The organism is Mesorhizobium sp. M8A.F.Ca.ET.021.01.1.1, assembly GCF_003998025.1.
Classification (GTDB): domain Bacteria; phylum Pseudomonadota; class Alphaproteobacteria; order Rhizobiales; family Rhizobiaceae; genus Mesorhizobium.
This window is the reverse complement of the sequence record NZ_RZSJ01000614.1, coordinates 1-3,595: the sequence shown is the minus strand read 5'-3', so window position 1 is coordinate 3,595 and position 3,595 is coordinate 1. Positions and strand designations below refer to the sequence as shown.

Annotated in this window: 5 protein-coding genes; all 5 read left to right on the top strand. The window is 64.1% G+C overall.

Annotation, left to right across the window (positions count from 1 at the left end):
• Positions 1-916 (top strand): histone deacetylase family protein (locus tag EOA36_RS30810; protein ID WP_145969387.1); only part of this gene is annotated, 916 nt, incomplete at its 5' end.
• 3 nt (positions 917-919) lie between these two features.
• A complete protein-coding gene (locus tag EOA36_RS30805) occupies positions 920-1,171 on the top strand; it encodes an exodeoxyribonuclease VII small subunit (protein ID WP_127280686.1) in 252 nt (83 codons plus the stop codon).
• A gap of 92 nt (positions 1,172-1,263) precedes the next feature.
• Entirely contained in the window at positions 1,264-1,530 is a 267-nt protein-coding gene (locus EOA36_RS30800; RefSeq protein ID WP_127280685.1) for a DUF2277 domain-containing protein, read from the top strand.
• A gap of 40 nt (positions 1,531-1,570) precedes the next feature.
• Entirely contained in the window at positions 1,571-2,491 is a 921-nt protein-coding gene (locus EOA36_RS30795) for a pirin family protein (protein WP_127280684.1), read from the top strand.
• A gap of 96 nt (positions 2,492-2,587) precedes the next feature.
• Positions 2,588-3,595, top strand: a 1,008-nt coding sequence (locus tag EOA36_RS30790; RefSeq protein WP_127280687.1) for a 1-deoxy-D-xylulose-5-phosphate synthase N-terminal domain-containing protein, incomplete at its 3' end; no start/stop codon positions are given.

The window sequence follows — 3,595 nt, the reverse complement described above, 5'->3', positions numbered from 1 at the left end:
TCTCTACACGCACCCCATCTTTCTCGAACACGTCACCCCGCCGGGTCACCCCGAGCGGCCCGACCGCCTGCGCGCCATCGAGCGCGTGCTCGACGACGAAGCTTTTGCCGCGCTCGACCGCGTCGAGGCACCGCAAGGCGACGAGGCGACGATCCTCTACGCGCATCCCGCCGATTTCGTCGCGCGTGTCCGCGCCGCCATCCCCCACGAAGGCATTGCCCACATCGACGCCGACACCACCGCCAGCCCGAAGAGTTGGCAGGCCGCGATCACGGCGATCGGCGCCGCCAACGCCGCCGTCGACGACGTCTTTGCGGGCCGCGCCGACAATGTCTTCGTCGCCGCCCGTCCGCCCGGCCACCATGCCGAAAAGACCACCGCAATGGGCTTCTGCTTCTTCAACACGGCGGCGATCGCTGCCCGCTACGCGCAGAAGAGGCACGGCGCCGAGCGTGTCGCCGTCGTCGACTGGGACGTGCATCACGGCAACGGCACGCAGGATATTTTCTGGGACGATCCGTCGGTGCTCTATTGCTCGACGCACCAGATGCCGTTGTACCCAGGCACCGGGGCGAAGAACGAGACCGGTGCCGGCAACATCGTCAACGCGCCGCTGGCGCCACAGACCGGCAGCGAGGTGTTTCGCGATGCCTTCCTGTCGCGCGTGCTGCCATCGCTCGACAATTTTGCCCCCGACCTGATCATCATTTCGGCCGGCTTCGACGCGCACCACCGCGACCCGCTGGCCGAGATCAATCTGACCGAGGACGATTTCGACTGGGCGACCGGCCAACTGATGCAGCGCGCCGCACGCCACGGCGGCAACCGGCTCGTCAGCCTGCTCGAGGGTGGCTACGATCTGCAAGGATTGGCATTTTCGGTCGCCGCCCATGTCGGGCGACTGATGAAAGGATGAATGATGAGCGGTGAGATCAACGAAGACGTCAAGGCGATGAGCTTCGAACAGGCACTCGACGCGCTGGAGAAGATCGTCGATGACCTGGAGCGTGGCGACGTGCCGCTCGACCAGTCGATCCGGATCTACGAGCGCGGCGAGGCGCTGAAGGCGCATTGCGACCGCTTGCTGAAGGCAGCCGAGGACAAGGTCGAGAAGATCAGGCTGTCGCGCGATGGCAAGCCGGTTGGAACCGAGCCGCTCGACGCGGACTAAGGCTCCGAGCAGCCTTACCGATTTTTGGACACGATCATGATTGAGGATACAGTTCGTCTCGATTGAAACGGACAAGAGGAGGTTTGGAAACGATGTGCAGAAACATCAAGACCCTGTTCAATTTTGATCCGCCGGCAACCAATGACGAAGTTCGCGACGCGGCACTCCAGTTTGTCCGCAAGCTGAGTGGAACGACGCGTCCGTCGAAACAGAACCAGCATGCGTTCGATCATGCGGTCGAAGCCATCGCGGCATCCGCACGCGAATTGCTTGATTCCCTCGAAACCCACCAGCATCCGCGCAATCGCGAAGAGGTGGCGGCCAAGTTGCGGGCAAAGGCGGCGGTCCGTTTCGCCTGATGCGCCCAGGGTGGTCCACGACCGCTGACAAGGAGAGTTCATGAGCTTCTTTCCGGGGAAAGACCCTGAAGCCGGCGACGCCTTCGCCAGCGACCAGATCGAGCTGATGGTCATCCCCAACGCCAAGGATATTGGCGGCTTCGAGGTGCGCCGCGCGTTGCCGACCGCCAAGAGGCGGCTGGTCGGGCCGTTCATCTTCTTCGACCGCATGGGCCCGGCCATCCTGCGCGCCGGCCAGGCGCTCGATGTCCGTCCGCACCCGCATATCGGCCTGTCGACAGTGACCTATCTGTTCGACGGCAAGATCCGGCATCGCGATTCGCTCGGCACCGAAATGGTGATCCAGCCCGGCGACGTGAACCTGATGACCGCGGGCCGTGGCATCGTCCATTCCGAGCGCACGCCACAGGAATTGCGCGGCGCGCCGATGTCCATCTCCGGCTTGCAGACTTGGCTGGCACTGCCCGATGGCAAGGAAGAGGTTGCGCCGGTGTTCGAGAACACAGCGGCGCTTCGGCTTCCCGAGATCGATGCCGACGGCGTCAGCGGGCGCGTCGTCATCGGTGATTTCCAGGGATTGCGGTCTCCGGTGCGGGCGGACTCCGAAACGCTCTACGCTGATTTGCGGCTGGCGCCCGGTGCCAGTGTCAAAATCCCGGCCGATGCGGAAGAGCGCGCCATCTACACGCTGGAGGGCGAGGTCTCGATTTCGGGCGACGTCTTTCCGGCGGAACGGTTGCTGGTGTTCCGCCCCGGCGACGAGATCGTCATATCATCGTTGACCGGTGCGCATTTCATGCTGTTCGGCGGCGCCTCGCTCGGTTCGAAGCGCTACATCTGGTGGAATTTCGTCTCCTCGTCCAAGGAGCGCATCGAGCAGGCCAAGCAGGAATGGAAGACCGGCCGCTTCGATATCGTTCCCGGCGATGAGAAGGAATTCATTCCACTGCCGGAAGGTTGAGCGGATCGACAGGCTGACCGTCCGCGTCACCGACACGCATTTACTTTCGCCCGCCGGCGGCCTATCCCGCCGATGAACAGAAAGTCTGGGCCCAACGTGAACGCAACGCCGCATACGCCGCTTCTCGACAGGGTTCGCATCCCGGCCGACCTGCGCACGCTGGCCGAGAGCGAATTGCCGCAACTGGCATCCGAGCTGCGCGCCGAACTGGTCGATGCCGTGTCCCGCACCGGCGGCCATCTTGGCGCCGGCCTGGGCGTGGTCGAACTGACAGTGGCGCTGCACTATGTTTTCAACACACCCGATGACCGGCTGATCTGGGATGTCGGCCACCAGGCCTATCCGCACAAGATCCTGACCGGACGCCGGGACCGCATCCGCACCTTGCGCCAGGAAGGGGGTTTGTCGGGCTTCACCCGCCGGGCCGAGAGCGAATACGACCCGTTCGGCGCCGCCCATTCCTCGACGTCGATATCGGCCGGCTTGGGCATGGCCGCCGCCCGCGACCTCTCAGGCGGCCGCAACAATGTCATTTCCGTCATCGGCGACGGCGCAATGTCGGCCGGCATGGCTTATGAGGCGATGAACAATGCCGGCGCGCTCGATGCCCGGCTCATCGTCATCCTCAACGACAACGACATGTCGATCGCACCGCCGACCGGCGCCATGAGCGCCTATCTGGCCCGCCTGGCTTCCGGCAAGACCTATGTCGGCCTGCGCGACTTCGGCAAGAAGCTGACCTCCTACCTCGGCAAGCGGGCCGATCGCGCCATCACGCGGGCGGTCGAGCATGCGCGCGGCTACGTCACCGGCGGTACCTTGTTCGAGGAACTCGGCTTCTATCACATCGGCCCCATCGACGGTCATAATCTGGAACATCTGATTCCGGTCCTGAAAAATGTCCGTGATAACGGCAAGGGTCCGGTGCTGATCCATGTCGTCACCCAGAAGGGCAAGGGCTACGCACCGGCGGAAGCCGCCGCGGACAAGTATCACGGCGTCAACAAATTCGACGTCATCACCGGCGCGCAGGCCAAGGCGCCGGCCAACGCGCCGGCCTACACCAAGGTGTTCGCCGAAAGCCTGATCCAGGAGGGCCGCGAG

What these genes read in the sequence shown, in the direction of transcription:
- EOA36_RS30795 (WP_127280684.1), top strand. Translation starts at nt 1,571, where the DNA reads ATGAGCTTCTTTCCGGGGAAAGACCCTGAAGCCGGCGACGCCTTCGCC.
- EOA36_RS30800 (WP_127280685.1), top strand. Translation starts at nt 1,264, where the DNA reads ATGTGCAGAAACATCAAGACCCTGTTCAATTTTGATCCGCCGGCAACC.
- EOA36_RS30805 (WP_127280686.1), top strand. Translation starts at nt 920, where the DNA reads ATGAGCGGTGAGATCAACGAAGACGTCAAGGCGATGAGCTTCGAACAG.